This is a genomic window from Methylobacterium sp. WL120, from assembly GCF_008039465.1.
GTDB lineage: Bacteria > Pseudomonadota > Alphaproteobacteria > Rhizobiales > Beijerinckiaceae > Methylobacterium > Methylobacterium cerastii.
Genome location: NZ_VRUT01000285.1, coordinates 1 through 2,882, shown reverse-complemented (window position 1 = coordinate 2,882; position 2,882 = coordinate 1). Strand labels below are relative to the sequence as shown.

The window sequence follows — 2,882 nt, the reverse complement described above, 5'->3', positions numbered from 1 at the left end:
CGCAGAACCAGACCTCTACGGGTTTGCCGCCGACAGCCTGCCCGATCTGCGCCAGACGGTGGGGAAAGCTTTTTTAAAAACAGCTGCGGCATCCGGGTCCTGGGCGTGATGGCGCGGACGGGCTGAGAGCTTGGCGAAGCCCATCGCCCGCAAGACCCGGCTCAAGGTCTGCTCGGAGATCGACACGCCCTGATCCTCGGCCAGGATCTGCGCCAGATCGCACAAGCGCCAGCGCACTACGCCGTGAGCGGCGGGCGTCGGCCCTTGTTCGATTAGGGCCTTCAGGACATCGCGCTGCCCGGCGTTCAGGCGCGGACGGGCACCAGGCGCCTTGCCGTCGATCAGCCCGTCCGGACCAGCCGCGTTGAAGGCCAACACCCAGTCACGCACCGTCTGCAACCCGACCCCGCCGATCTCGGCCGCCTCCGAGCGCGAGCCGCCCGCCGAGATCACCGACAGCGCCAACAGGCGGCGGGTCTGGGCCGGATTGCGCGAACCCTTGGCCAGAGCGCGCAAACCTTCGGCATCATAATCCGATCGCAGTGGCACCGGAGCAGCCATCACATCCTCCTCAGGCTCCAAACCTGAAAAGAGAATCACGACCTGGATCGCGATGCTACCTCGCGTGAATCACGTTCAACGGGGCTTGGTATTAAGAGTCGCTTCAGCCTGCACGGCGCAGCCAAGGAGAAGTTCATTTGGATCGAGTTGCCCGATACGCGCTTTACTTCACCCCCGCCCCCGGCTCGGCCCTCGCCGCCTTCGGCGACGCGATCCTCGGCCTCGGCCCAGCGCCCGGCCCCGATGCGCTGCGGGCAATCCTCGCCGCCAACACTGCGGAGCAGCGCGTCTACGGGTTCCACGCCACCCTGAAGGCGCCGATGCGCCTCGCCCCGGGCGCCACCGAAGCGGATCTCCTCGCGGCGGCCGCGGCGCTGGCGGCGCCCAAGCTCCCGCTGCCCGTCGGCCCTATGCGGGTCGCCGACCTGGGGAATTTCGCCGCCCTGGTGCCGGAGGCGCCGCCCTCCGCCCTCGGCCTCCTCGCAGCCGAATGCGTCGCCGCGCTCGATCCCCTGCGCGCGCCCCTCACCGAGGACGAGCGCGCCCGCCGTCGCCCCGAGCGCCTGGACCCCCGCGGCCGGGCGCTGCTGGAGCGCTGGGGCTACCCGCACGTGTTCGAGGCCTTCCGCTTTCACATGACGCTCACCGGCCCCCTCGAGCCGGAAGACCTGTCGATGGCCCTACCTCTGCTGGCCGAGGCCGGCGCTGGCCTGCCCGACCTCGTGATCGATGCCGTGAGCGTGGTCGTTCGAGACGGCGCGGCGCCGTTTCGCCTCCTGCGCCGCCTGCCCTTCGCCGCCTGACAGGACCCCGCTATGGCCTCCGACCGCCTCGGCCTCGAACCGGCCGTCCACCCCACGGCCGATCTCTGGGATTGCCGCCTCGGCCGCTACACCGAGGTCGGCGCGCGCACGCGCCTGAGCGAGACTAGCCTCGACGACTATTCGTACATCGTCGAGGACGGGCAGGCGAACTATACCGCCATCGGCAAGTTCTGCTCAATCGCCTCACACGTACGGATCAATCCGGGCAACCACCCGATGGAGCGGGCCTCGCAGGCGCACTTCACCTATCGGGCCAGCGCCTACTGGCCGGGAGAGGCGGCAGACGAGCCGGCCTTCTTCGCCCGGCGCCGTGCCCTGTCCGTCACCATCGGCCACGACGTCTGGATCGGGCACGGGGCCGTGATCCTGCCCGGGCGGACCATCGGCACCGGGTCGGTCGTGGGCGCGGGCACGATCCTGACCCGGGACGTGGCGCCCTACACCATCGTGGTCGGCAATCCGGGCTGCGTCGTGCGGCGCCGTTTCCCGGAGGCGGTGGCCGAGCGCCTGTTGGCCCTCGCCTGGTGGGACTGGGACCACGACCGCCTGTGCCGGGCCGTGCCGGACTTCCGCGCTCTCGCGATCGAGGCATTCCTGGAACGCTACGAAGCCATAGCACAATAAGTCCATTTATTGGTTAGCCGAACAACTATCATTTAACTGTCACGCACGACGGCTCTACCGGCGTTCAACATGAATCGCCGGGAAACAGCATGCTGATCCTCGAAGATCTGAGCCGTCGATACGGCGACCGTCGCGCGGTGGACGGGATTTCCCTCGCCATCCCGCGCGGCCGCTTCGTCGGCGTGATCGGGCGCTCGGGCGCGGGCAAGTCGACCCTCCTACGGATGGTCAACCGCCTCGCCGAGCCGACGGGCGGGCGCATCCTGTTCGACGGCCTCGACATCACCGCCCTGCATGGCCGCGACCTCCGGCGCTGGCGGGCGCGCTGCGCGATGATCTTCCAGCAGTTCCACCTCGTTGGCCGCCTCGACGTGCTGAGCAACGTCCTGATGGGACGGCTCTCCGAGGTGCCCCGGCACCGCTCCCTCCTCAAGCTCTGGTCGGAGCGCGAGCGCGCCCTTGCGCTGGCCGCCCTCGACGAATTCGGCATGGGGGACTTCGCCGCCCACCGGGCCGACCAGCTCTCCGGCGGCCAGCAGCAGCGCGTCGCCATCGCGCGGGCGATGATGCAGGCTCCCGACCTGATCCTGGCCGACGAGCCCGTGGCGTCCCTCGATCCGCGCAACACCCGCATCGTCATGGATGCCCTCGCGGAGGCCAACCGGCGCCACGGCATCACCGTGCTGTGCAACCTTCACTCCCTCGACCTAGCCCGCAGCTACTGCGACCGCCTCGTCGGCCTCGCCGACGGCCGCCTCGTGTTCGACGGCGCACCTGCCGACCTCACCGAGGACGTCGCCCGCCAGCTCTACGGGCTGGAGGCGGGCGAGGTGCTCGACGCCCCCGCCGCGCCCGCACGCCCCCGGGCCTATC

The 2,882-nt window shown here is 69.8% G+C and carries 3 protein-coding genes and 1 pseudogene; 3 read left to right on the top strand and 1 reads right to left on the bottom strand.

The annotated features are described in order from the left end of the window. A pseudogene (locus FV229_RS26250) lies at nucleotides 1-600 on the bottom strand (winged helix-turn-helix domain-containing protein); the annotation flags it as partial. A gap of 98 nt (nucleotides 601-698) precedes the next feature. Between FV229_RS26250 and FV229_RS26245 the strand changes: the two are divergent. From FV229_RS26245 to phnC, 3 genes are all read left to right on the top strand, one after another. After that, nucleotides 699-1,364 (top strand): DUF1045 domain-containing protein, encoded by a 666-nt coding sequence (locus tag FV229_RS26245; RefSeq protein WP_147754724.1) that lies wholly within the window; start codon nucleotides 699-701, stop codon nucleotides 1,362-1,364. A gap of 12 nt (nucleotides 1,365-1,376) precedes the next feature. Beyond that, the gene (locus FV229_RS26240) at nucleotides 1,377-2,009 is read left to right on the top strand and encodes a chloramphenicol acetyltransferase (RefSeq protein WP_147754723.1); all 633 of its coding nucleotides are present in this window, start codon (nucleotides 1,377-1,379) and stop codon (nucleotides 2,007-2,009) included. An 89-nt stretch (nucleotides 2,010-2,098) separates the two neighbouring features. Continuing rightward, on the top strand, nucleotides 2,099-2,882 hold a 784-nt coding region (phnC, locus tag FV229_RS26235), incomplete at its 3' end, for a phosphonate ABC transporter ATP-binding protein (protein WP_147754722.1).